At 69.5% G+C, this 23358-nt stretch carries 23 protein-coding genes and 4 pseudogenes; 15 read left to right on the top strand and 12 right to left on the bottom strand.

Features of this window, described 5'->3' with window-relative positions; all coding sequences use genetic code 11:
- Positions 1-297: 297 nt before the first annotated feature.
- The 3 genes from QMK34_RS40225 to QMK34_RS40235 form a co-directional block, all read right to left on the bottom strand.
- Complete coding sequence (locus tag QMK34_RS40225; RefSeq protein ID WP_326420082.1) at positions 298-2196, bottom strand: ABC transporter ATP-binding protein; 1899 nt, start codon at positions 2194-2196, stop codon at positions 298-300.
- Between the two features lie 98 nt (positions 2197-2294).
- On the bottom strand, positions 2295-4028 hold the full coding sequence (locus QMK34_RS40230; RefSeq protein WP_326420061.1) for an ABC transporter ATP-binding protein: 1734 nt from the start codon (positions 4026-4028) through the stop codon (positions 2295-2297).
- A 46-nt stretch (positions 4029-4074) separates the two neighbouring features.
- Positions 4075-4767: an acyl-CoA-like ligand-binding transcription factor gene (locus tag QMK34_RS40235; RefSeq protein ID WP_326420062.1), complete on the bottom strand. Its 693-nt coding sequence runs from the start codon at positions 4765-4767 to the stop codon at positions 4075-4077.
- 459 nt (positions 4768-5226) lie between these two features.
- Here QMK34_RS40235 and QMK34_RS40240 point away from each other — a divergent pair, with 459 nt between their 5' ends.
- From QMK34_RS40240 to QMK34_RS40280, 9 genes are all read left to right on the top strand, one after another.
- Positions 5227-6492: a sensor histidine kinase gene (locus tag QMK34_RS40240; protein WP_326420063.1), complete on the top strand. Its 1266-nt coding sequence runs from the start codon at positions 5227-5229 to the stop codon at positions 6490-6492.
- Entirely contained in the window at positions 6489-6929 is a 441-nt protein-coding gene (locus QMK34_RS40245) for a roadblock/LC7 domain-containing protein (protein ID WP_326420064.1), read from the top strand. The genes QMK34_RS40240 and QMK34_RS40245 overlap by 4 nt, the downstream gene beginning before the upstream one ends.
- Positions 6930-6943: 14 nt before the next feature.
- A complete protein-coding gene (locus tag QMK34_RS40250) occupies positions 6944-7348 on the top strand; it encodes a DUF742 domain-containing protein (protein ID WP_442785325.1) in 405 nt (134 codons plus the stop codon).
- Positions 7323-7943, top strand: a complete 621-nt coding sequence (locus QMK34_RS40255; RefSeq protein WP_326420066.1) for a GTP-binding protein — start codon at positions 7323-7325, stop codon at positions 7941-7943. The genes QMK34_RS40250 and QMK34_RS40255 overlap by 26 nt, the downstream gene beginning before the upstream one ends.
- Before the next feature lie 42 nt (positions 7944-7985).
- Complete coding sequence (locus tag QMK34_RS40260) at positions 7986-9212, top strand: styrene monooxygenase/indole monooxygenase family protein (RefSeq protein ID WP_326420067.1); 1227 nt, start codon at positions 7986-7988, stop codon at positions 9210-9212.
- 118 nt (positions 9213-9330) lie between these two features.
- On the top strand, positions 9331-10221 hold the full coding sequence (ku, locus tag QMK34_RS40265; RefSeq protein WP_326420068.1) for a non-homologous end joining protein Ku: 891 nt from the start codon (positions 9331-9333) through the stop codon (positions 10219-10221).
- 314 nt (positions 10222-10535) lie between these two features.
- Positions 10536-10742, top strand: coding sequence for a hypothetical protein (locus QMK34_RS40270; RefSeq protein WP_326420083.1), 207 nt, complete (start codon positions 10536-10538; stop codon positions 10740-10742).
- 430 nt (positions 10743-11172) lie between these two features.
- Positions 11173-12306 carry a DICT sensory domain-containing protein gene (locus QMK34_RS40275; protein ID WP_326420069.1) on the top strand — a complete coding sequence of 378 codons (1134 nt, stop codon included), beginning with the start codon at positions 11173-11175 and terminating at the stop codon, positions 12304-12306.
- A gap of 172 nt (positions 12307-12478) precedes the next feature.
- On the top strand, positions 12479-13540 hold the full coding sequence (locus tag QMK34_RS40280) for a cobalamin-independent methionine synthase II family protein (protein ID WP_326420070.1): 1062 nt from the start codon (positions 12479-12481) through the stop codon (positions 13538-13540).
- Between the two features lie 54 nt (positions 13541-13594).
- On the opposite strand, the gene QMK34_RS40285 is transcribed toward QMK34_RS40280, so the two are convergent.
- Complete coding sequence (locus tag QMK34_RS40285) at positions 13595-15013, bottom strand: copper resistance CopC/CopD family protein (RefSeq protein ID WP_326420071.1); 1419 nt, start codon at positions 15011-15013, stop codon at positions 13595-13597.
- 7 nt (positions 15014-15020) lie between these two features.
- Positions 15021-15590: a hypothetical protein gene (locus tag QMK34_RS40290; protein ID WP_326420072.1), complete on the bottom strand. Its 570-nt coding sequence runs from the start codon at positions 15588-15590 to the stop codon at positions 15021-15023.
- A gap of 313 nt (positions 15591-15903) precedes the next feature.
- Here QMK34_RS40290 and QMK34_RS40295 point away from each other — a divergent pair.
- Positions 15904-16188 (top strand): annotated as a pseudogene (locus QMK34_RS40295) (helix-turn-helix domain-containing protein); the annotation flags it as partial.
- A 238-nt stretch (positions 16189-16426) separates the two neighbouring features.
- Here QMK34_RS40295 and QMK34_RS40300 read toward each other — a convergent pair.
- Positions 16427-16594: a hypothetical protein gene (locus QMK34_RS40300; RefSeq protein WP_326420073.1), complete on the bottom strand. Its 168-nt coding sequence runs from the start codon at positions 16592-16594 to the stop codon at positions 16427-16429.
- Positions 16595-16688: 94 nt separating this feature from the next.
- Between QMK34_RS40300 and QMK34_RS40305 the strand changes: the two are divergent.
- Both QMK34_RS40305 and QMK34_RS40310 read left to right on the top strand, forming a co-directional pair.
- A pseudogene (locus QMK34_RS40305) lies at positions 16689-17063 on the top strand (ricin-type beta-trefoil lectin domain protein); the annotation flags it as partial.
- Positions 17064-17596: 533 nt separating this feature from the next.
- On the top strand, positions 17597-17827 hold the full coding sequence (locus QMK34_RS40310) for a discoidin domain-containing protein (RefSeq protein WP_326420074.1): 231 nt from the start codon (positions 17597-17599) through the stop codon (positions 17825-17827).
- A 16-nt stretch (positions 17828-17843) separates the two neighbouring features.
- Here QMK34_RS40310 and QMK34_RS40315 read toward each other — a convergent pair whose 3' ends face one another.
- The 3 genes from QMK34_RS40315 to QMK34_RS40325 all read right to left on the bottom strand — a co-directional run bounded on the left by QMK34_RS40315 (position 17844) and on the right by QMK34_RS40325 (position 19759).
- Positions 17844-18431, bottom strand: a complete 588-nt coding sequence (locus QMK34_RS40315; protein WP_326420075.1) for a hypothetical protein — start codon at positions 18429-18431, stop codon at positions 17844-17846.
- The gene (locus QMK34_RS40320; RefSeq protein ID WP_326420076.1) at positions 18428-18556 is read right to left on the bottom strand and encodes a hypothetical protein; all 129 of its coding nucleotides are present in this window, start codon (positions 18554-18556) and stop codon (positions 18428-18430) included. Before QMK34_RS40320 ends, QMK34_RS40315 begins: the two co-directional genes overlap by 4 nt.
- Positions 18557-18646: 90 nt before the next feature.
- Positions 18647-19759: a carboxylate-amine ligase gene (locus tag QMK34_RS40325; protein ID WP_326420077.1), complete on the bottom strand. Its 1113-nt coding sequence runs from the start codon at positions 19757-19759 to the stop codon at positions 18647-18649.
- Between the two features lie 56 nt (positions 19760-19815).
- Between QMK34_RS40325 and cmtR the strand changes: the two genes are divergently transcribed.
- Complete coding sequence (gene cmtR, locus QMK34_RS40330) at positions 19816-20142, top strand: Cd(II)/Pb(II)-sensing metalloregulatory transcriptional regulator CmtR (protein WP_326420078.1); 327 nt, start codon at positions 19816-19818, stop codon at positions 20140-20142.
- A pseudogene (locus QMK34_RS40335) lies at positions 20139-20622 on the top strand (cobalt transporter). The gene cmtR and the pseudogene QMK34_RS40335 overlap by 4 nt, the downstream one beginning before the upstream one ends.
- A 30-nt stretch (positions 20623-20652) precedes the next feature.
- Here QMK34_RS40335 and QMK34_RS40340 read toward each other — a convergent pair.
- Together QMK34_RS40340 and ahcY are read right to left on the bottom strand one after the other, a co-directional pair.
- Complete coding sequence (locus QMK34_RS40340) at positions 20653-20808, bottom strand: hypothetical protein (RefSeq protein ID WP_326420079.1); 156 nt, start codon at positions 20806-20808, stop codon at positions 20653-20655.
- A gap of 242 nt (positions 20809-21050) precedes the next feature.
- Entirely contained in the window at positions 21051-22508 is a 1458-nt protein-coding gene (gene ahcY / locus QMK34_RS40345; protein WP_326420080.1) for an adenosylhomocysteinase, read from the bottom strand.
- A gap of 379 nt (positions 22509-22887) precedes the next feature.
- On the opposite strand from ahcY, the gene QMK34_RS40350 reads away from it, so the two are divergent.
- On the top strand, positions 22888-23103 hold the full coding sequence (locus QMK34_RS40350; RefSeq protein WP_326420081.1) for a hypothetical protein: 216 nt from the start codon (positions 22888-22890) through the stop codon (positions 23101-23103).
- Positions 23104-23113: 10 nt separating this feature from the next.
- Here QMK34_RS40350 and QMK34_RS40355 read toward each other — a convergent pair.
- Positions 23114-23358: pseudogene (locus tag QMK34_RS40355) on the bottom strand (BPL-N domain-containing protein); the annotation flags it as partial.

A 23358-nucleotide genomic window follows, 5' to 3' on the forward strand; every position in this document is an offset into this window, starting at 1 on the left:
GACAAAGACGATCACGTCATCGACCAGGGCCTCCGTGCGTCTGCCTGGCGACGCGGACACCAGGCAGACGCACGAAGAAGCCACTTCAGACGACGCCTCCGCCTCCAGATGCTAGAGATCTAGCCCTATAGTACTAGTCCGTGCCTGGCAAGTCAAGTTCGCGGTCTTCGCGCCCAGGCGGCCCCTGACGACGCGGCGGGATGCGCCCGAGTACGGCCCGGTACGAGGGCGATCCCGCCGCACCGCCAGGAACCACCTGGATCACGAAGCCCATCGAACAGATTTACCAGACATGTCCTAGTCCGTCTCGGCGAGCGCGTCGGCGAACTGCGCCGCGTACAGCCTCGAGTACGCGCCCCCACTGAGCAGCAGCGCCTCGTGGTTGCCCTGTTCGACGATCCGGCCGGACTCCATCACCAGGATGACGTCGGCGTCGCGGATGGTGGACAGCCGGTGCGCGATGACGAAGCTGGTCCGGCCCTGGCGCAGCGAGTTCATCGCCTTCTGGATCAGCACCTCGGTCCGGGTGTCGACCGAGCTGGTCGCCTCGTCGAGGATCAGGATCGCGGGCTTGGCCAGGAACGCCCTGGCCACCGTGATCAGCTGCTTCTCGCCGGTGCTGACCGTGCCGCCCTCGTCGTCGATCACCGTGTCGTACCCGTCCGGCAGCGTTCGCACGAAGCGATCCACGTGGGTGGCCCTGGCCGCCGCGACGATCTCCTCCTGCGTCGCCCCGGCCGAGCCGTACGCGATGTTCTCCGCGATCGTGCCGCCGAACAGCCACGCGTCCTGCAGGACCATGCCGGTCTTCGAGCGCAGGTCCTCGCGGTCCATCTTGGCGATGTCCACGCCGTCGAGGGTGATCCGGCCGCCGTCGAGCTCGTAGAACCGCATGAGCAGGTTGACCAGCGTGGTCTTGCCCGCCCCGGTCGGGCCGACGATGGCCACCGTCTGGCCGGGCTGGACGCTCAGCGACAGATCCGCGATGAGCGGGGTCTCCTCGACGTAGCGGAACGACACGTCGTGGAACTCCACCTCGCCGCGTGCCTGCGTCACTCGCGGGGGATCGGCGGGCTCCGGCTCCTGCTCGTCGGCGTCGAGCAGCGCGAACACCCGCTCGGCCGAGGCCACCCCGGACTGCAGCAGGTTCGCCATGCTGGCGATCTGCGTGACCGGCTGGCTGAACTGCCGCGAGTACTGGATGAACGCCTGGACGTCGCCCAGCGACAGCGAACCGGACGCCACCCGCAGCGCGCCGATGACCGCGACCAGCACATAGCTGATGTTGCCGATGAACATCATCGCCGGCTGGATCATCCCGGAGATGAACTGCGCCTTGAAACTGGCCGCGTACAGCGTCTCGTTGTGCTCGGCGAAGACCTGCTCGGCCTCCTTGCGCCTGCCGAAGACCTTGACCAGCGAGTGGCCGGTGTACATCTCCTCGATGTGCGCGTTGAGCCGCCCGGTGGTCGACCACTGCTTGATGAACTGCGGCTGGGCCTTCTTGCCGATCTTCGCCGCGATCAGCACCGAGGCGGGCACCGACAGCAGCGCGATCAGCCCCAGCAGCGGCGAGATCACGAACATCATCACCAGCACGCCGACGACCGTGAGCAGCGAGGTGACGATCTGCTGCAACGTCTGCTGCAGCGACTGCGCGAGGTTGTCGATGTCGTTGGTGACGCGGCTGAGCACCTCACCGCGCGGCTGGCGGTCGAAGTACCTCAGCGGCAGCTTGGCGAACTTCGCCTCCACCTGCTCGCGCAGCTCGAACACCGCCTGCTGCACCAGGTTCGTCGTCAGCCTTGCCTGGATGAGCGAGAAGAACGACGCGATGACGTACAGCGCGAGGACCAGCAGCAGCACCTGGCCGACGCCGCCGAAGTCGATCCCGCGGCCGGGCACGAGGTCCATCGCGGAGTACATGTCGGCGAGGGTGGTGTTGCCCTGGGCGCGCAGCCCGGCGACCACCGCCTCCTTGGTCGCGCCCACCGGGAGCTGGTGGCCGGCCACCCCGGCGAAGATGAGGTCGGTCGCCTTGCCGAGGATCTTCGGCCCGATCACGGTCAGTGCCACGCTGGCCGCGCCGAGCACCAGCACGCCGATCAGCGCGAGCTGCTGTGGTCGGAGCAGCCGCAGCAGCCTGCCGAGCGAGCCCTTGAAGTCGAGCGCCTTCTCGACGGGTCCGCCGCCCATCATGGCCGCGGGTCCCCGCGCGGGCGGGCCGCCCGGCCCGGGGCCACGAGCCGGGACCGGGCGCTCACCGGCGATCACGGTCGAGTTCTTGGGGCTGCTCACGCCGCCTCCTTCTCGGTCAGCTGGGACAGCACGATCTCCCGGTAGGTTTCGTTGCCGTCCATGAGTTCGGTGTGCGTGCCGGTGCCGACGACGCGGCCTTCGTCCAGCACCACGATGCGGTCGGCGGTGCGGATCGTGCTGACCCGCTGGGCGACGATGACGACGGTCGCCTCGGCGGTCTCCTTCGCCAGCGCCCGGCGCAGGGCCGCGTCGGTGGCGTAGTCCAGCGCGGAGAACGAATCGTCGAACAGGTAGACCTCCGGCTTGCTGACCAGCATCCGCGCGATCGCGAGCCGCTGGCGCTGCCCGCCCGAGATGTTCGTGCCGCCCTGGGCGATCGGCGCGTCGAGCCGCTCCGGCATCCGCTCGACGAAGTCCTTGCCCTGCGCGACCTCCAGCGCGTGCCAGAGTTCCTGGTCGGACGCGTCGGGCTTGCCGTAGCGCAGGTTGCTCGCCACCGTGCCCGCGAACAGGTACGGCTTCTGCGGTACCAGGCCGACCGCGTCGGACAGGACCGTCGAGTCGAGCTGCCGCACGTCCACCCCGTCGACCCGCACCGAGCCGTCCGTGGCGTCCATCAGCCGGGGGATCAGGTTGAGCAGGGTGGTCTTGCCGCTGCCGGTGCTGCCGATGACCGCGGTGGTCTCACCGGGCCTGGCCAGCAGGTTGATGCCGTGGAGCACCGGCTTCTCGGCGCCGGGGAAGCGGAACTCCACTTCGGACAGTTCCAGGGTGCCGTGCACCGCGCCCGGCCGCACCGGGTTCTCCGGCAGCTTGACGCTCGATTCGGTGTCGAGCACCTCACTGATGCGCTCGGCGCTGACCTCGGCGCGCGGCACCATCATGAACATGAAGGTGGCCATCATGACCGCCATCAGGATCTGCATCAGATAGGCCAGGAACGCGGTCAGCGCGCCGATCTGCATGTTACCGCTGTCGATCCGCTGGCTGCCGAACCACAGCACGGCGACGCTGGACACGTTCATCACCAGCATGACGATCGGGAACATCAGCGCCATCAGCCTGCCGACGCGCAGGGACACGGTCAGCAGCTCGTCGTTGGCCTGCCCGAACCGCTCGCGCTCGTGGGCGTCCTTGACGAACGCGCGGATCACGCGGATACCCATGATCTGCTCGCGCAGCACCTGGTTGATCTTGTCGATGCGGACCTGCATGAGCCGGAACGCCGGGCGCATCTTCGAGATGATGATGCCCACCGAGACGGCCAGCACCGGCACCACGACCAGCAGCAGCGACGACAGCGGCACGTCCTGGCCGAGCGCCAGGATGATGCCGCCGACGCACATGATCGGGGCCGACACCATCAGCGTGAAGGTCATCAGCGCCAGCATCTGTACCTGCTGGACGTCGTTGGTGGTGCGGGTGATCAGCGACGGCGTGCCGAAGTGGCCGACCTCGCGCGACGAGAAGTCCTGCACCTGGTGGAAGACGGCGCCGCGCAGGTCACGGCCGAGCGCCATCGCGGTGCGGGCGCCGAAGTAGACGGCGCCGACCGAGCAGACGATCTGCACCAGCGTGCCCAGCAGCATGAAGCCGCCGATGCGCACGATGTAGCCGGTGTCGCCCTTGACGAGGCCGTTGTCGACGATGTCGGCGTTGAGGGTGGGCAGGTAGAGCCCGGCGAGCGTCTGGACGAGCTGCAGCAGCACGACCAGGCTCAGTGTGTTGCGGTAAGGGCGCAGATAGGTGCGCAGTAATCGGATCAGCACTACTTCTTCTCCCCCAGTGGTGGTGGTTCGTGGAGTTCGGGGTGGTTCACGGTGCCGGAGCGGTGACTCGGGCGCGTTCGCCCGAGAGACGGCCGGGCCGGGTGGTGAGCGACGGGAGCCCCTCGGAGACTTCCGTCAGCAGCCTGCGCAGGATCGGGAGGAGCGACTCCTCGTCCTCGTTCTGGAACCAGTGGATCATCGCGACCCTGGTCGCGTTGCCGACCAGGCCCGCCATCAGCCGGGCGCTGAGGCGGCCGTCGGTGTCGTCGGCGTCGATCCCGACCCGCTCCGCGATGGCGTCGGCCAGGATGACCTCCATCCGGGCGTGCGACTTGAGGAACTCACCGTGCAGGGCCGGATGCTGCATCAGGATCCGGAACCGGTCGATGAACTCCCTCGGCGCCTGGCCGTCGGCGGTGTGCTGGTCGGACACCGCGTTGATCACGGCTGTCCACAGTGGTTCCCGCGACGGCCTGGCGAGCAACGCTTCCCGGAGCCGTTCCTGCCGTTCGACGTTGAACGAGCAGACAGCCTCCTCCTTGCTGGAGAAGTAGTTGTTGAACGTGCGGGCGGAGACGCCGACCTCGGTGGCGATGTCCTCGACGCGGAGGTTGTCGAACCCGTGCTCGCTCGCGAGGCGCAGCGCGGCCCAGCTCAGCGCGTGCCGCGCGGCCCGCTTCTTGCTTTCCCGCAGGCTCAGTTCCGGCGCGCTCGTCCTGGACGCCCCATCGGTGCTCATGGATTCACTGTAGCCAGCAAGTTGCGGGGCTCGCAAATTATTTCGCGCTACGCACAATTTCTGCAGAGCATCGCACGCCGGGGGACCCGGAAACAAAGTTTACGCTTGGGACCCGCGGGTTCGCATTCGGGTTTCCTGGTGGTCACGCCTGGTTTGATTCGGGCGCAAAGTCCTCTTTGTCCTGAATTTCGGCAAGAGTTTGCTTGGTGAATCCCGGTCAAGGTCGCGCACCGCGAGGTGAAATTCCGGTCAACGGGCACGGCTGAATCGAAATTGCTCCAAATGGACCAGTCCGCTGCGCTCACCTGGCACGAGGGCTCGCGGCCGGTGTCACGCGGCGCTCACGAGCGCCGACCGGATGTGGACACTGCAAGGGTGACTCTGCTTGCATGGCCGTCGTTGTCGCCAGCTTCGGGCAGCGCGATCCGTCCGGCACGCGAAGGAAAGAAAGAGGGCACCATGGCGACGCGGGCTCGAGGGTTGCTGGATCGCTCGCGGGTTCTCTTGGACCGGTCCCGGGTCGCCGCGGCGCAGTTCCTGGTCGCGCCGCCCAAGCATGTCGCCGACGGTTCGTTCCCGCCGGAACCGGAAGCCGTTCCCGCACCCGTGACCGGGGAGGGCGTGCTGGCCGGTATCTGCTCCAGCGTGTCGCTGCGCGACCTCAACCTCGTCGACCAGCTGCTGGCCCAGCTGGAAGAGATGGAAGCGAACGAGGACAACGCCGAGCGGCTCACCCAGCTCTACCGCCTCGACCACCTCGCGACCCGCCTGCGGCGCAACGCCGAAAACCTGCGCGTGCTCGCCGGGCGCGACACCGCCGACGACGCCGCGGACACCTCCTCGGTGCTCGACGTGACGCGCGCCGCGATGTCCTCGATCGACCACTACTCCAGGGTCACCATCGGCCGGGTCGTTTCGCTGGGCGTGGTCGGGTTCGCCGCCGAGGACCTCGGCAGACTGCTCGCCGAGCTCCTCGACAACGCGGCCAACCAGTCCTCGCCGAACTCGGCGGTCAGCTTCAGCGCCCACCTCACCGAGCAGGGCAGCGTGCTGATCCGGATCGAGGACGAGGGCATCGGCCTGCCGCCCGCCCGGATCGACGAGCTGAACCGCCGCCTCGCCGCCGCACCGATCCTCGACGACGACGCGGTGCGTCACATGGGGCTCGCCGTGGTGGGCAGGCTCGCGCACCGGCACGGCATCACCGTCCGGCTGGACCGGCGCACCCCGCACGGCACGATCGCCGTGGTGCTGCTGCCGGCCGGCATCGTCTCCGAGCTGGCCGAGCGCAACTGGTCGGGAAGCCAGACAGTCGTCCTCCCGCAGGCCAAGGCGTTCGCTCCGGTAGCGCCCAACGGGCAAGTCGCGGTGCACGACGTCTCCGCCGACAACGCTGGTCCCGGTCTGCCCCGGCGCACCGCCGGAGCGTTCGTGCCGTCAGCGCCGAGCGCGCCCGTCACCCCGAAACCCACTCCCCGCCCGCGCCCGTCGGTTCCGGACACCGACGGCAGCACGCCGAGCGGGCTGCCGCGGCGGCTGTCCCGCAGCATCCGGCCCGTCCAGGCCGAATCCGAGCCCCCGCCTCAAGCCGAGGTCAACGGCGGCCACGACCGGCTGCTGGCCGACCTCGACGCCTTCTCCGACGGCGAACAGGCGGCACTGGACGACCAGAGCCGTGACGCCGCCGGCGAGACGGACCGAGCCGACGGAGGAACCCCGCAGTGACGGCCGCCCAGCACAGCGATCCCGCCGGTTTCACCTGGCTGCTCGACGACTTCGTGCGCAAGGTGCACGGTGTCAGCCACGCGCTGATCATGTCCGTGGACGGGTTCCCGCTCACCTCGTCGGACTCGGTCAGCACCGAGGACGCCGAGCAGCTCGCGGCGATCGCGAGCGGACTGCTCAGCCTGGCGGGCAACAGCGCCACTCTGTTCGGCAAAGGCGCCTGTGAACAGATCATCATCCGGCTCACCCGCGGGTACTTCCTGTTCATGGGCATCGGTTCCGGGGCGGGTCTGGCCGTGCTCACCGAGCCCGGCAGCGACATGAAGGTCGTCGCCTACGAGATGACCCAGTTCATCACCAACGCCGGACACGCGCTGACCCCCGAGGTGCGGGCCGGTCTCCGGCGCGTGCTGACCGCCCGCCGCCCGCGGGCCTGACCGTCGAGGAAGTGATACCCGTGTCCAGCGACTCCTCCGGCGAAGCGGCCGACGACGTCCCCGAGCGGCCGATCAGAAGGCGCAGCAGGCGGATCCGGCCCTACGCGCTCACCGGCGGGCGGACCGCCGCGCGACACCAGCTGCTGGTCGAGACGCTCATCTCGGTGCCGCGTTACGACCCGTCGCTGAGCGACGCGCTGATGCCGGAATCGCGGCAGCTCTACGAGCGGGCGCGCGTCCGGATGTCGATCGCCGAGCTCTCGGTGGGGCTGGACCTGCCGCTGGGCGTGGTGCGCGTCCTGATCAGTGACCTCGCGTCGCAGGGCGCGGTGTTCGTCCACCCGACCGCCCACGCCTACCACCACGACTCGACCATGCTCGAGAGGATCCTCGATGGACTCAAGCGGCTCCCCGTCTGACGCGGATCTGCTGACGATCTCGGCGAAGATCGTCATCGCCGGCGGGTTCGGCGTCGGCAAGACCACCTTCGTCAGTTCCGTCTCGGAGGTCCCGCCGCTCAGCAACGAAGCCTGGATGACCGAGGCGGGCGAGGGCGTGGAGGATGACGTCCCGCACTCCGGTTCGAAGTCGACCACCACGGTGGCCATGGACTTCGGCAGGCTGACGTTGCAGCGGGACCTGCTGCTGTACCTGTTCGGCACGCCGGGGCAGGCGCGGTTCTGGTTCCTCTGGGACGACCTCTCGCGGGGAGCGCTCGGCGCCGTCGTGCTGGTCGACACCAGCCGGATCGACCAGTCGTTCGCCGCGATCAACTACTTCGAGAACGATTCGGACCTGCCGTTCATCGTCGCGGTGAACCAGTTCGAGGGGCAGTACCGCCACGACCTCGCGGAGGTGCGTGACGCGCTGGCGCTGAGCCCGGAAGTCCCGCTGGTGACCTGCGACGCCCGCGAACCGGCGTCCGCGGTCGCGACCCTGCGCGAACTGGTGACCCACACGCTTTCGCTCGCGGTCGTGTCCGGCCCCGGACGAGAGTTCGCCACCGCTCGCTGAACCCCGTCACTGTCGCCCTTAGCTCTGGGAGGTACGTCAAGCATGCGCAAGGTTTTGATCGTCGGCGCCGGGCAGTCCGGCCTGCAGCTCGCGCTGAGCCTGCTCGACCACGACTACGACGTCACCGTGATGTCGGCCCGCACCCCGGACGAGATCCGGTCGGGCCGGGTGATGTCGACCCAGTGCATGTTCCCGCCCGCCCTGGAACACGAGCGTCAGCACAGGCTGAACCTGTGGGAGGACGAGACTGTCAGGGTCGAGGGGCTCGGCGTGTCGGTCGCCGCCCCCGACGGGAGCCGCGCGCTGGACTGGTTCGGTGAGCTGGACGGTTACGCGCAGTCGGTGGACCAGCGGGTGAAGATGGCGCGCTGGCTGGAACTGGTGGAGGAGCGCGGCGGCAAGCTGGTGATCCACGGCGTCGCGACCTCGGACCTCGACGCGCTCGCGAAGCTGTACGACCTGGTGGTGGTCGCGGCGGGCAAGGGTGAGCTGGTCGGGCTGTTCGACCGGATCCCCGAGCTGTCGCCGTACACCGCGCCGCAGCGCGTGCTTTCGCTGGCTTACGCGCACGGCGTCCGGCGGCGGCCCGAGCACCCGGACCAGGCGGGCGTGCGGTTCAACATCGTCCCCGGCGTCGGTGAGCTGTTCATGATCCCCGCGTACACGCTCAGCGGGAACTGCGACATCCTGTTCTTCGAGGGCGTCCCCGGCGGCCCCCTGGACTGCTGGGACGACCGGCCCGGCCCGCGGGAGCACTTCGGCCGGATCCTCGAGCTGACGAAGAAGTACCTGCCGTGGGAGTACGAACGCTGCCGCGACGCCGAGCTCACCGACGACAAGGCCACCCTGGCCGGTGGGTACACGCCGGTGGTGCGCAACCCGGTCGGGACGCTGCCGGCGGGCGGGCGGGTGCTGGGGATGGCGGACGTGGTCGTCGCCAACGACCCCATCACCGGGCAGGGCTCCAACAACGCGAGCAAGTGCGCGGCGTCCTATCTGGACTCGATACTGGCCCACGGGGACAAGCCGTTCGACGAGGCGTGGATGACCTCGGCGTTCGACACCTATTGGGAGTATGCCAGCCACGTCACCACCTGGACCAACGCGATGCTCCAGCCGCCGCCGCCACACGTGCTGCAGATCATCGGCGCTGCGGGGGAGAATTCCCGGGTGGCACGGCGTTTCGTCAACGGCTTCTCCGATCCGACCGACTTCCAGCACTGGTTCCTCGACCAGGCCAAAGCGGAGAAGTACCTGGCCACCGCCTAGATCACCGAGGGTGAAGATCGGGTCCCCGCTCCGGCGGGGACTGTCGCCTTTGCGCGATTCGGGTTACGGTTGTTACCGAGCGTGAGGTGCGGCCTGGGATCGCGGAGGTGACGAGACGATGCGAGCGATGTGGAAGGGCTCGGTGTCGTTCGGGCTGGTGACCATCCCGATCCAGCTGTACGCCGCGACGGAGAACAAGAACGTGGCGCTGCGCCAGGTGCACGAGGCCGATGGCGGGCGCATCCAGTACAAGCGGTTCTGCTCGGTGGACGGCACCGAGGTGCCCTACGCCGAGATCGCGAAGGGCTACGAGCTGCCCGGTGGCGAGATGGTGGTGATCACCGACGCCGACCTCGCCGAGCTGCCGCTGGTGAGTTCCCGCACGATCGACGTGCTGGAGTTCGTCCCGCTGGAGTCGATCGACCCGATCAACTTCGACAAGACGTACTACCTCGAGCCGCAGAAGGCGGCGGTCAAGCCGTACGTGGTGCTGCGCGACGCCCTGCACAAGGCGAGTCACGTGGCGATCGCCAAGGTCGCGATCCGGCAGCGCGAGGCGCTGGCGGTGCTGCGGGTGCACAACGACGTGCTGATGATGACGACCATGCTGTGGCCGGACGAGGTCCGCGTCCCGGACTTCGCCTTCCTGCGCGAGGACCCGCCGCAGGTCCGCCCGCAGGAGGTCACGATGGCGGGCTCGCTGATCGACTCGCTGTCGGAGCCGGTGTTCGAGCCGGAGAAGTACTCCGACAGCTACCGCGAGGCGCTCGAAGCCCTGATCGAGACCAAGGCGGGCGGCGGCGAGACGGCCAAACCCGGCCCGACCGGCGCCAAGGCCGACGTGGTGGATCTGATGGCGGCCCTGCAGGCCAGCGTCAGCGCGGCCAAGAAGACCCGCAAACCCGCCACCACACGCAAACCGGCCGCCCGCAAGCCCGCCGAAGACACAGCCGCCCCCAAGGCCGCGAAAAAGCCCACCGTGGCCCGCCGCACCCCCAAAAGCGCCTGACCCCAGCACCAGCTCCGTAGTGCCCCTGAAGGCCACCTTCACGGCGTAAAACGCCGTGAAGGTGGCCTTCAGGGGCAGTGTCCCGGCTTGCGCGCGCGACGGGCCGCGAGTCCCACGCTCAGGGCGGCGAGTTCCACGTTCGGGTGGGTGGGGAGAGGCTGGGGAGAGGCTGGGGGAGAGGCATGGTGGGGTCGGTGGCGGGGTTGCCGCCCCGGCGAAGCAACACGCCGCGCATATGCCAGACTCTGGCGCTCCCCGGTGGTACCAAGGTCCCGGCGGATCAGGTGACTACTACCGCGGAAGGCGGCCTGAAGATGGACTGCGCGTTCTGCACGAGCAGGCTCGATCACTGTCACGGCACCCTGGTGGTGCACCCGGACGGCGGGTACGCCGAGTGCACGGACCACGGCTGTGTGGACACCGACCGCGTCCGGCACGGGCTGATCATCGACTGTGCCACCGTCGACGGCGGCTGTGACTGCGTGGAGCGGCCCGCTGAGTTGCTCCGCCAGGCATCCTGAGCCGACTGCCTCCGTCAAGTCACTGCCTTTCGGGTCGACTACTTTTCCGGCCCGACGGCCTTTCCGAGTCGACTGCCCGCGCAGGCTAATGCCCTAGAGTGCGTTTTTTCGCTCGCACTTGTCCGTTGCTGCGGGAAAACCGGCTGAATGCGCAGCAAAAGCGTATGCAACTGTGTACACCGTCTGCTGGATGTGCTACTTATGACTGGGCCCTCCGGCTTCCCTCCCCCTCGTAGGCCGGAGGGCCCACCTCATTCCCGCCCCGCCGCCCGCCCTGTCCCCTGTGGACGGAGGCACCGGAGTCACCTTCGGTAGCGGCTTTTTGAGCGGTGTCACCCGATCGAGATGGCAGGTCCCGCCTGCGTAGTCTGCCCTTTCCGAGCGGCGCCTTGGCTCGGAAACGGCGACGACTGTCCAGGCAGGAGATCTCGTGGTGGCGGAGAAGGGGGCTTCGGCCCGGGCGGGCCTGCTGACGAAGCGGGCACTGGTCATCGCCTCGCACGCGGTCGAGCACGCCGCGCTGAGCGACGTCGGACTTGAGCAGGCCGTCGTGATCGCGATGTTCCAGCGGCTGCCCTATTTCGAGCGCGAACGCGAGGTCTACGCCCGCATCGCGCAGCGGGCCAAGGCGACCGTCGTCGGCATGGTCGACCGGTCGCGGCCGGATCTGCCGCCCGGGGTCACCCCGGTGCTGCTGAGCGCCGACGAGCAGCTCGCGAGCGAATGGTCCGTCGCCGTGCTGAGCCCGACCTTCGGGGCTTCCGTGGTCGCACAGGACCTCGCCGAGGTCGAGGACCAGGTCACTTCGCTGGAGGCGGCGCGGCTGTTCGACGGCCGCTGGGGTTTCCGGCGCGACGAGTCCTACGCCGAGATCGTGCGCCTGCGCGACGCGCTCGGCGACCGGCTCCCGCCGCCGGTGCGCGCGGCGATCGACAGCACCCTTCGCTCGGTCGTCCTCCCGGCCGCGACCGAGGTCGAGGTGCGTACCGAGGCCGCGCTGCGGCATCTGGCCGGCAGGCTGGTCGAGCAGCGGTCCGGCTACGCGACGCTGCGCCAGGAGGTCGCACAGGAGAAGGGCTACGGCCGGGATCCGTGGACCGGGTTGCACACTTTGGGCTCCCTGCCGGGCTGGCTGGGGATCTCGGCGCCGGGCACGCTGGCGCTGGGCCTGACCCTGCTGCGCGTCACCGAGCTGCCGTGGCTGGCGGCCCGGCTCGGCAGTCAGGTCAGCATGCACACCGAGATCAACATCGCCGACGCGCTGCACGCCGAGATCCGCACCTGCGACCAGGCCGTCCGGGTCAGCAAGGACGAGTTCCTGCTCGTGCAGCCCGCGGTTTCGGGCGCGGAGGCCAACAACACCGCGCGGACCGTGCTCGACCGGCTGGAGGAGCTGGGGGAGACCTACCCGTTCGTCCGGCTCAGCGGGACGGCCGCGGTGACCGTGTCGGCCGACCGGCCGCTGCCGCTGAACCGTCTCCGCTCGCAGCTGCGCGAGCGTGAGCCGGAGCTCGCCGGGTCACTGTCTGGCACGCTCGCCGGTCCGAACGAGTGGTTTCGGTGAGCTACGGCCCGGCGGCGGGAACTGAGCAGTTTCGAAGAGGGTGCCCGCGGCGGCCGCCGAGATACTGGGCGTGACCGACCGCGGCCCACGGCAGAACCGATCCCGGCAGGTGCTGCCGTCGTGTCCTGCTGCCGGGACCGCTGACCGCGGAACCACGCAGGAGGATCAGCGCATGACCATTCCGACCGAACCGATCGGCAGCATCCCCCGTCCGGATTACCTCCTCAAGGGCATGGTGGCCCAAGCCGACGGCCGGATCGACACCGACGGGCTGACCGAGCTGCGGCAGAAGGCGCTCGCGGACACGATCAGCAGGTTCGAGGAGACCGGTTCGCCGGTGATCACCGACGGTGAGCAGGGCAAGCCGAGTTTCGCCACCTACCCGCTGGCCGGGCTCACCGCGCTGGCCCCGGACGGCGTGGTCATCCCGTTCGCGGACGGGCACACCCGCCAGCTGCCGCGGCTCACCGCCGGCCCGTTCCGGTACGCGGTCCACGCCGACGAATACCTCCGCGAGGCGAAGCGCTTCGCGACCGTGCCGGTCAAGCAGGCTGTCATCGCGGCCTCGGCCGTTGGACTGATCTACCCAGCGGACGGGATCGACGGCTACTCGCGGGAGCAGTTCGTGGCCGACCTCGTCGACGAGGCCGAAGCCGACATCCGCCGGAGTCTCGACGCCGGGGCCGACAGCGTGCAGATCGACTTCACCGAGGGCCGGTTGTCGCTGAAGCTCGACCCGTCCGGTGGGCTGCTGAACTCGTTCGTGGAGCTGAACAACCAGGTGCTCGACCGGTTCTCCGACGAGGAGCGCGCGCGGATCGGGGTGCACACCTGCCCCGGTGGCGACCAGGACTCGGTGCACAGCCTCGACGTCGACTACGGGGGCCTGCTGCCCGCCCTGTTCGGGTTGCACGCCGGCCGGTTCTACGTGCAGCTGGCCAGCGAGCCCGACCCGCGCAAGGCGCTCGAGACCATCAGGCTGCACTCGCTGCCGGAACAGCGGGTGTTCGTCGGGGTCATCGACCCGATCGACCCGCGCGTCGAGACCGCCGAGGAGGTCAGGGACCGGGTCCTGCAAGCCGCCGAATTCCTGCCGCTCGACCGGCTCGGCACCTGTGACGACTGCGGCTTCTCGCCGTTCGCCGACGACACCTCGACCTCGCGCGACATCGCGTTCGCCAAGATCGCCGCCCGCGTCGAGGGCACCCGCCTCGCCGCCGAAGCGCTCGGCTGACGCCCGGCCGCGTGGCAGGTCTCCCGTCCCGCCACGCGGCTTGCCAAGCCCAGGTCAGACCGGGGGAGCGGTCGAGGACAGGATCGCGGCCAGCAGGAGCACCACGGTCGAGATCGCGAGTTCCGTGGCGACCGCCCGGCGCAGCACGCGCGGTGTCACCCGGGGTGTCATCCGGGGTGTCACCCGGGGTGTCACTGTGGCGAGCGTCCCCACCGCACCGGCGGCCTCCGTCGTCGGGGTGTCGGTGCGGCGGAGCACGGCCTTGCGGCTCGCGTTGGCCACCGCCAGCAGCGCGGCGAACCCGAGCAGCTTGAGGCACAGCAGCACGCCGTAGGTCGAGGTCCACAGCGCCGAGATCGACGGCACCACGAGCAGCCCCAGCACGACACCGCTCACCGAGACCACGCCCACCGCGGTGGCCGCGAGCGGCGAGAACCGGGCCAGTGTCTGCTGGAGATCGGCTTCCGGGCGTCGCCGGAACAGGCAGAGCGACAGCTGCGACAGCCCGCCCAGCCACACCGTCAGCGCGGCGAAATGACACAGGTCCGCCGAGATCGACACGAACGGGATCGAGTCGGTGATCGCGTGCCCGGCGGCGGAAAAGGTGAGCAGGGTGACGAAACCGGCGACCGCGGCGACGTTCTCGTACCGGGAACGCAGCCGGTCGGGCAGGTCGTCGGTGGGCACCAGCAGCCGCTTGGCCAGCCAGGCCAGCGCGAGCACCACGCCGGCGCGCAACACGAGCAGCTTGCCGTAGGACGCGCCGAGGGTGGTCGCCAGCAGGGGACCGGAGAACACCTCGGCCAGGCCACGGCCCGCGCCGTAGGGCCCTTGCAGCAGCAGTGCCGCGATCGCGGCGACGGCCGAGACCCCGCAGCCGACGAGGACGAGCCGCCGCGCGCGGGGATCGGTCCTGGCGCCCGTCCGGCAGAACAGCGCGAACACCAGCCCGCCCATCAGCATGGCACCGCCGAACGACGCCCAGCGGAAGCCGGTGAACAGGACGTCGACGAGCGGGTCGGTGCCGCTGGAGCCGGACACCGCGCCGGTGGAGTTGAGCAGCGGGCCGGTGCCGACCACGAAGGCGAAGCCGCCGTGCACCGGATGCGAATCCGCCGAGACGAACGCGTAGTTCACCCGGTAGCTGCCGTCGCCGAGCCCCGGGCGCACCCGGATGCCGATGACCTCGGCTTCAGCGCCGGGCTGGACCACGTGGTCGTCGTCGACCCGCTCACCCCGCTGGTCGAGGATCTGCAGCGAGCCCTGCTGGATGCCGACGTTTTCCGACAGGCGCAGGGTGACCAGCGCGGGCATCGTGGTCAGCCGCGAGCCGTCCACCGGGGTGGAGGTGAGGATCTCGGCGTGCGCCGACGCCGGGGCCGCGGTGAGCACCGCGAAGCCCAGCCAGCAGGCGAGGACGCCGAGCAGGGCCACCACCCGGGTGAGCGGACGGTTCGCGCGTGAGCCGGACATGTCCGGCTCAGACCGTCACGGGCGTGGGCTTGACCCCGCACGAGCAGTCGGTCAGCGCCTGTTCGACGGCCGAGGCCCGCCGGTGCAGGACCATCGCCACGATCATCGGGATGGTCACGATGGTGTTGTAGAACAGGTGGAGCTCCACCCGGGGCACGAACAGCTGGATGATGCTGCTCGGCGCGCCGCCGCCGGTGAGCCGCCAGCCGCTCTGCGCCTGGATCAGCAGCAGGAAGTGCTCGATGTGGTGCCAGAACTGGATTCCCAGCGCCAGGTTCCACCACTGCCGGGACCGCCCGGCGAAACCGTAGCGAAGCGCCCAAAGCACCACGAGCATGATCAGCGCGTAGCCGTAGTGCAGCCACTCGGACTTGATCAGCCACGGGAACGGCAGGCCGAGCAGGCCACGCGCGTCGGGCACCTTCCAGCCGAGCACGTAGATCTGCACCGCCTGGGCGATGTGCTCGGCCCAGTGCGCGATGACGACGACCATGAAGACGTTCAGCGCGGCGCGATGGTGTCTCGTGTTGAGCGGCGCGAGCCACCGCGGTGACCGGGTGAGGTCGAACGTCGTCATCGGTGGCAGCCCCTCAGGTCGTCCGGCGAGCGGATCCGGGTGAGGCGCTCAAACTAACCCCCCGCGGCGGTCCGCGGTAACTTCTGGATTGCTCAGCTGGCTGATCTTGCGCGGGCGCTCCCGTTTAGGCCGAATGCTTCTTGTGAATCGAGAAACCGCGATGATAGAGTTCGCTCGCTTTACCGGATTTTCCGTTTTCCGCCTGAATTGATTGTCGTGCCGAAATGGTCGAACAGTAGTTCCGGCATTCTCCGATCTGGGGGCCTGGGTGGGGGACGGTATCGAGCGGGCGGTCGGCCGCGCGATCGAGGTCATGCATGAGAACCTCGGTGAGTCGATCACCGTGGACGACCTCGCGCGCGCCGCGATGTACAGCAAATTCCACTTCTCCCGCGGGTTCCAGCGGGTCACCGGCGTCCCGCCGGGCCGTTTCCTGTCGGCCATGCGGTTGCGCGAGGCGAAGCGGCTGCTCGTGTCGACCTCGCTCACCGTTTCGGAGATCAGCCATCGCGTCGGATACGCCAGCGTCGGCACCTTCGGCTCCCGGTTCGTCAGCTGCGTGGGCATGCCGCCGACGACGTACCGGGAACGCGGCGGCCGTCCCTGGGTCGCGGGGTGTGCCCGTGAGCGGGACATCCCGGTCGGCCATGGGGTTGATTGTTAGGCAACTTTCCTAACAAACCTTGACGGGTGCCCCCGCCCGGCTCGACTCTTGCCCTTCGGTTCCCGAGAACCGGAGCAGACCTTCCTGACCTTCTACGGCTGGTACGACAACACCCCGCCCGGCGGGACATCTCGTACCCGAAGATCCACGACACCGCGGGCGGGAAGGGCACCTACGCCGACCCGATCACGTTCGCGACGTCGACTACGGAACTGAAGGCGGGCACCAAGGTGTGGGTCCCGCGGGTGAAGAAGTACTTCATCATGGAGGACAGCTGCCAGGAGTGCGGCGAGGACTGGAGCGGCCACGGTCCCAACGGCGGCCCCGGCCTGCGCCACATCGATCTGTGGCTCGGCGGCAAGGGCGGCAACGCGATGAACGCCATCGACTGCGAGGACGCGCTGACCCACTACAACGCCGACAACACCCCGACGATGGAACCGGTCGTCGTTGATCCGGCTTCCGGCGAGCCCCATGACCCGACGTCGATCTTCGACACCGGCTCGGGCGCGTGTTACGGCGGTGCCCAGCCGAACACCACGATCGGCCAGTACCGGAACGTCTCCACCGGCCAGTGCCTCGACGACCCAGGCAACAGCTCCTCGGTCGGCACCGCGCTCAAGACGGCCGCGTGCGCCGGGGGCGCGAGTCAGCGCTTCACCTTCCACGGCGCGTTCCTGGTGATCAACAACCTGTGCGCGGGCATGTCCGGCGGTTCGGAGGTCCTGCGGACCTGCACCGGCGGCCCGGCGCAGCAGTGGTCGATCAACCCGAGCGGCACGATCTCGGACATCCAGACGGGGCAGAGGTGCGTTCGCGCCTCCGGCACCACGGTCACCGCCGGAAGCTGTTCGGGGACCGCGAGCCAATGGGCGTTCACCGCTTCGGGTACCGGTGACTTCTCGGTCGCGGTGACCCCGGGCTCGGGTTCGGCCGCGGCGGGCGGGTCCACCTCGGCGACGGTGACCACCACGGCGGGCGGGACGCGGCCGGTCTCGTTGACGGCTACGGGCCTCCCGGCCGGGGTGAACGTCCGGTTCGAGCCCACGTCCGTCACCCCGGGCGCGACTTCAACAATAACTTCTACAATGACACTCTCGGCCGATGCGGCCGCGGCGCCCGGCTCCGCCACTCTCACGGTGACCGGGACGGCCGGTTCGACCACCCGTTCGGCGGCCTTCGGCCTGACCGTGACCGTTCCTGGTGGCGGGCCGGTGCTGCTTTCCCGGGGCAAACCGGCGACGGCGTCCTCGGTCGAGTCGGCGGCGTACCCGGCGGCCGCCGCCTTCGACGGCGACCTCACCGGCACCCGCTGGTCGAGCAAGGAGGGCGCGGACCCGCAGTGCTGCGCGTCGACCTCGGCGTCACCGCGAACGTCAGCCGGGTCAAACTCGGCTGGGAAGCCGCCTACGGCAAGGCCTACACGATCCAGACCTCGCCCGACGGCACCGCCTGGACCACGATCTACTCGACGACCACGGGCAACGGGGCGACCGACGACCTCACCGGTCTCAACGGCACGGACGCTACGTACGGCTACTCCCTGTTCGAGATGCAGGTGTTCGGCACCTGACGCACTTCAGGGGCGGTCAGATCAGCTCGTCGAAGGCCACGGTGAGGCCTGCGACCACGTCCGGGTGGCCGAGCGGCAAGGGCGCCGGCACCCGGTCCTGGTCGCCGCCGGGGCTGTGCGCGACGACCTTCACCCCGATCCCGGCTTCGCGCAGATCGGTCAGCCGCCCGGAGTTGTCGGCCTCCCAGTCCTGATCGGCCACCTGCGCGTCGTCGGCGCGTGCGAGAAAGCCGTCGGCCGCCGGGTCGATCAGCAGCACGGAACGCAGCAACGCCGAGTGCTGCTCGGCGAGGTCCAATGCGATGGCCGCGAACGGCCCGCTGGCCACGATGTCGCCGGGCGGGCGGTCCGCGGTCTCGGCCGCGAAAGCCTGCTCCGCCTGGGCCATGGCGTCTTCGGCGGGCATGCGGCACCAGACCACGCGGTGTTCGGCGGTGAAGGGCCGCCAGGTCGCCGGGAGCTCGTCGTGCCTGCCCGATCCCCTCGGGTCGAGCACCAGCAGCAGCCGTGTTTCCCGGCGCCCGTCGGCGACGGCGGGCGCGCCGTCGGTGTGGGCCGGTTCGGTCAGTTCGCCGAGCGGTTCCGGCGGGAGGGCGGCGGTCATGGGTTCTCCTCGGTCGGGCCGATCGTCGATCGGGTGAGCCCTGATCGGACGGTCGGCCGCGGGGTGAGCGCGCCGGGTACCCGGTCGGCCGGCGTGCTGAGTCCGGCGATCATGACCCGCGCCATCGACCTGCCTCCTCGGTCTGGGAATACCTGGCACCGGTGAGCTACCCGTGGCGCGGACCGGCGAAACTTCGGCCGGCCCGCGCCCCCGGTTCACCGCTCCGGCACGGTCGCGGCCGTCGGCACCACGGCGAGCAGGTCGGCCACGTCGGTGGTGCGGCGGCGGCGGCCCAACGCCGCCAGCTGCCGGGCGGCGCCGCCACCGCGTTCCCGCAGGGCGGCCCACTGATCGAGGGCGAAATCGAGGTCGTCGGCAGCGCTCAGGGCCGGGCGCAGCCGGGCCAGCAGGTCGCCCACCACGGCCCGCGCCGAGGTCAGTTCGCCGGTGACAGGGTGGACCAGCCCGCCGGTGAGGCCGCCGTGGGCCGCCTGCCACAGCCGGGCGCGCAGGACCTCGGACGGCAGTTCGGGCGGTTTCGTCCCCGCGTCGGCCGTATCGAGGGCGGTGGTGACGAGTGCGCGGACCAGTACGGCCAGGAGGGTGGCGTCCTCGGGGGTGGCCGCGACGTCGCTCACCCGGAACTCCACGGTCGGCAGGTCGTCGGAGAGGCGGACGTCCCAGTAGACCATCGCGCGGTCCAGCGCGGCGCCGGTGCGGAGCAGCTCGTCCACGAGCTCCTCGTACCGGTCCAGCGAGCCGAAGCGCGGGGGAGCACCGGCGGTCGGCCAGCGGATCCACTGCAGGTGCCGCCAGCTGTGGTAGCCCGTCCGGTACCCGGTGTCGAGCGGTGAGTTGGCCGTCAGCGCCAGCAGGGCCGGGAGCCACGGCCGGACCTGGTCGATGACCTGCACACCCCGCTCCCGGTCCGGTATCGCCACATGCACGTGACAGCCGCAGGTGGTGACGCCGCGCAGGGTGGCGCCGAAATGCTTCGCCATGCGCTCGTACCGGGGGTGGGGCGTGACCGTGGCCGGGCCGTCCTCGGCCACCACCGGGGTGCCGCTCGGCAGGATCCGCGTACCGCGACGGGCCGCCGCGACGGCCAGTCCTTGACGCAGTTCTCTAAGCTGGGTAAGGACTTCGCCGGCCGTGCGGCAGATTCCGGTCGCCGATTCGACCTGGCACCGGTTGAGCTCCTGCTGGACCGACCCGTCGTGTTCGTCGGCCTCCCCGGCGAGTGCGGCGCCCTGTCCCGACAACCGGCCGAGGTCGTCCACCACGAAGAACTCCTCCTCGACTCCCAGCGTCGGCACCGTCCACGTCATGTTCGCTCCTCCGGGCGTCGCGCTGATATGTCAGCGTTGGCTGTATAGGTCCGTGCATGCTGACTTGTGAGACCCGGGAATCGGCGCTGGCCCGGATCGGCCGGGCGCTGGCCGATCCGACGCGCTGCCGCATCCTGGTCGCGTTGCTGGACGACGTCTGCTATCCGGGCAAGCTCGCCGAGGAGCTCGGGCTGAGCCGGTCCAACGTGCCGAACCACCTGTCCTGCCTGCGCGGATGCGGCCTGGTCGCCGTGACCCACGAAGGCCGCCAAGTGCGGTACGCGCTCGCCGACGCCCACCTCGCGAAGGCGTCGCAGGAGTTGGCCAAGGTGGTTCTCGCGGTCGAGCCCGGTGACTACTGCGCACCGGAGGACAGGGCATGACCGAGGCGTGCGCGGACGGCTGCTGCCCGGCCGGGGTGACCGGTGCGCGGCGGGGGCTGCTGGTCCGCCGCGTGCGGCTCCTGGTCGCCGCGACGATCACGTACAAACCTGGTGGAAGCCGCGGTGGCGCTGGTGGCGGGGACGCACGCCTCGTCGGCCGCGTTGATCGGGTTCGGTCTCGATTCGCTGATCGAGGTCGCGTCCGCCGCGGCGGACGCGCGGCGGTTCTCCGGCCGGGACCCGGCGGCGCGGGAACGCCGCGCGCTCAACCATCGGCATCGCGGCGACCGCGATCTCACTGCGGTGGCGGATTCCCGGCAGATCTTGTTGTGCACCTACCTGTCCGGCGTGCTGCTCGTCGGGCTGGTGCTCAACAGTCTGCTCGGCTGGTCGTGGGCCGATCCCGTGGTGGCGCTCACCATCGCCTTCGTCGCGGCCAGGGAAGGCCGCGACGCGTGGCGTGGCGAGCACTGCTGCTGATCGGCGACTGCTGTTGATCGCCGGAGCGGCTCAGTACCAGTGCGCGCGGCCGCCGAGCTTGCGGCCGGTGGTGCCGACCAGCGCGAGAACGGCACCGATGACGACCAGCGCGATGCCGATCGTCCACAGGACGGGGATGCTGGCGATGAAGCCGATGACCAGGAGGATAACGCCGAGGATGATCACGGGAATCCGTTCTCCTTCGTAGGTTGCCGGCCCGGGGGCGGGGCCGGTGTGGTGCTACGTGGAGGGTTCCCCGTTTTCCGAAGCGGAAACGGGGACATTCGGAGCAGGATTCCCGGCATTCGGACCAGTACCGTCCGGAAAGGACGCCGGGCCGCCCGGAGTGGCGGGCGCCAGTGGTGACGCACTGAGGGCCGTCTTCCCCGCCTCGCGCGGTGAAGACGGCCCTCAGTGACGGGGGTCGATCAGTAGCGGTAGTGGTCCAGCTTGTACGGACCGTCCACGTCGACGCCGATGTACTCGGCCTGCTTCTTGGTGAGCTTGGTCAGCTTCACTCCGAGTGCGTCGAGGTGCAGCCGCGCCACCTTCTCGTCGAGGTGCTTGGGCAGCACGTACACCTCGTTCTTGTACTCACCCGGCTTGGTGAACAGCTCGATCTGGGCGATCGTCTGGTTGGTGAACGAGTTCGACATCACGAAGCTCGGGTGCCCGGTCGCGTTGCCCAGGTTGAGCAGCCGCCCCTCGGACAGCACGATGATCGAGTGGCCGTCGGGGAACTTCCACTCGTGCACCTGCGGCTTGATCTCGATCTTCTCGATGCCCGGGATCTTCGCCAGCCCGGCCATGTCGATCTCGTTGTCGAAGTGACCCACGTTGCCGACGATCGCGTTGTGCTTCATCTTGGCCATCTGATCGGCCATGATGATGTCGAAGTTGCCGGTGGTGGTGATGAAGATGTCACCGCGGGAGACGACGTCGTCGAGCTCGACGACGTCGAGCCCGTCCATCGCCGCCTGCAGCGCGCAGATCGGGTCGATCTCGGTGACGACCACACGGGCGCCCTGGCCGCGCAGGGACTCGACAGCGCCCTTGCCGACGTCGCCGTAACCGCAGACGACCGCGACCTTGCCGCCGACGAGGACGTCGGTGCCGCGGTTGATGCCGTCGATCAGCGAGTGGCGGATGCCGTACTTGTTGTCGAACTTGGACTTGGTGACCGCGTCGTTGACGTTGATCGCCGGGAAGAGCAGCTCACCCTCGTTGGCCAGCTTGTAGAGTCGCTTGACGCCGTTGGTGGTCTCCTCGGTGACCCCGCGGATCTCCTTGGCGATGGTGGTGAACCGGGCCTTGTCCTTCGCCAGGCTGGCGGTCAGGGTGGCCAGGACGATCCGGTACTCGTCCGGGTCCTCCTCGGTCGGCTGCGGGACGACGCCGGTGGCCTCGAACTCGACGCCCTTGTGGATCAGCATCGTGGCGTCGCCGCCGTCGTCGAGGATCATGTTCGGGGTCTTGCCGTCACCGAAGTCGAACAGCTGCTCGGTGCACCACCAGTACTCCTCCAGGGTCTCGCCCTTCCAGGCGAACACCGGGGTGCCGGTCGGCTGCTCGGCGGTGCCGTCGCCGACCACGACCGCGGCGGCGGCCTCGTCCTGGGTGGAGAAGATGTTGCAGGACACCCAGCGCACGTCGGCGCCCAGTGCGACCAGCGTCTCGATGAGCACCGCGGTCTGCACCGTCATGTGCAGCGACCCGGCGACCCGGGCGCCCTTCAGCGGCTGCGCGGCGGCGAACTCCTTGCGGATCGACATCAGGCCGGGCATCTCGTGCTCGGCCAGCCGCAGCTGGGCCCGGCCGGCTTCGGCCAGCGACAGGTCCGCTACCGCGAACTCGACGCCGTTGACCTTCTGCAGTTTCGCGCTCATTTTTGCCTCTCAACTCCTGATCTTCTGGCAGGACAAGAACAACGTCCGCCGGCGGGTGGCCGGAAGACGGGGGTGCGACGAGGGGGACCGGCTACACCGGACCCGGCACGATCTCCGTGGCCCTGTGTGCGGCGGTGGTGGACGACGCGGTATCGGACAACAAGAAAGGCACCTCCCTCGCAGGAGGCGCCCTTGTGTCGAATCGCGGACCGAGCGTGGCGGACACGAAGTCCGTCGCAGCGCCTCTCGGCCTCTCCTTGAGGATGGCAATGCCCCCGATGCCTTGTCAAGCCGGCTCGATCGGGTCTCGAGGGCTGGGTGGACAGCGGGGTGCCGGTGCGGAAGGCTGGCGGTGATCACCGACAGTCAGGAGAGTTCCGTGCCCATCGACACCCCGGCAGCCGCCGAGGACCCGCGGGCGGACGAGCAGCCCGCCCAGCAGGAGAGCCGGCTCGCCCGCGCCGCCGACGAGGTCGAGGTGGCCGCCTGGGAGACGGTGTACGAGGTCGAAGACCTGGCACACCAAGTCGTCGAGAAGGTGAAGAACCTCGGGCACCGGCACGAGAAGCCGGCGGGGGAGACCCCGGCGCCGTAGGTCCCGCCGCTCAGCTGTGCAGGGTGGTTTCCACCAGGTCGTACCCCAGATCGGGCCGGACGCCGTCAGGGTTGGCCAGCCCGGCCGAGTCGTACCAGCTCTGGTCAGCCTCCGGATGCGGCCCGACCACGCCCACCCGGCCCGCGCCGTACGGCGTGACCAGCGCGGCGGGCAGGTCGTTGTCGTACCGGGCGAGCACGTTCGCGGTCGCGTTTTCCTGGAGCTTGAACTCGGGCCCGTCCTGGAAGTACATCG

The sequence above is a fragment of the Amycolatopsis sp. H20-H5 genome, assembly GCF_035828755.1.
Lineage (GTDB): Bacteria > Actinomycetota > Actinomycetes > Mycobacteriales > Pseudonocardiaceae > Amycolatopsis.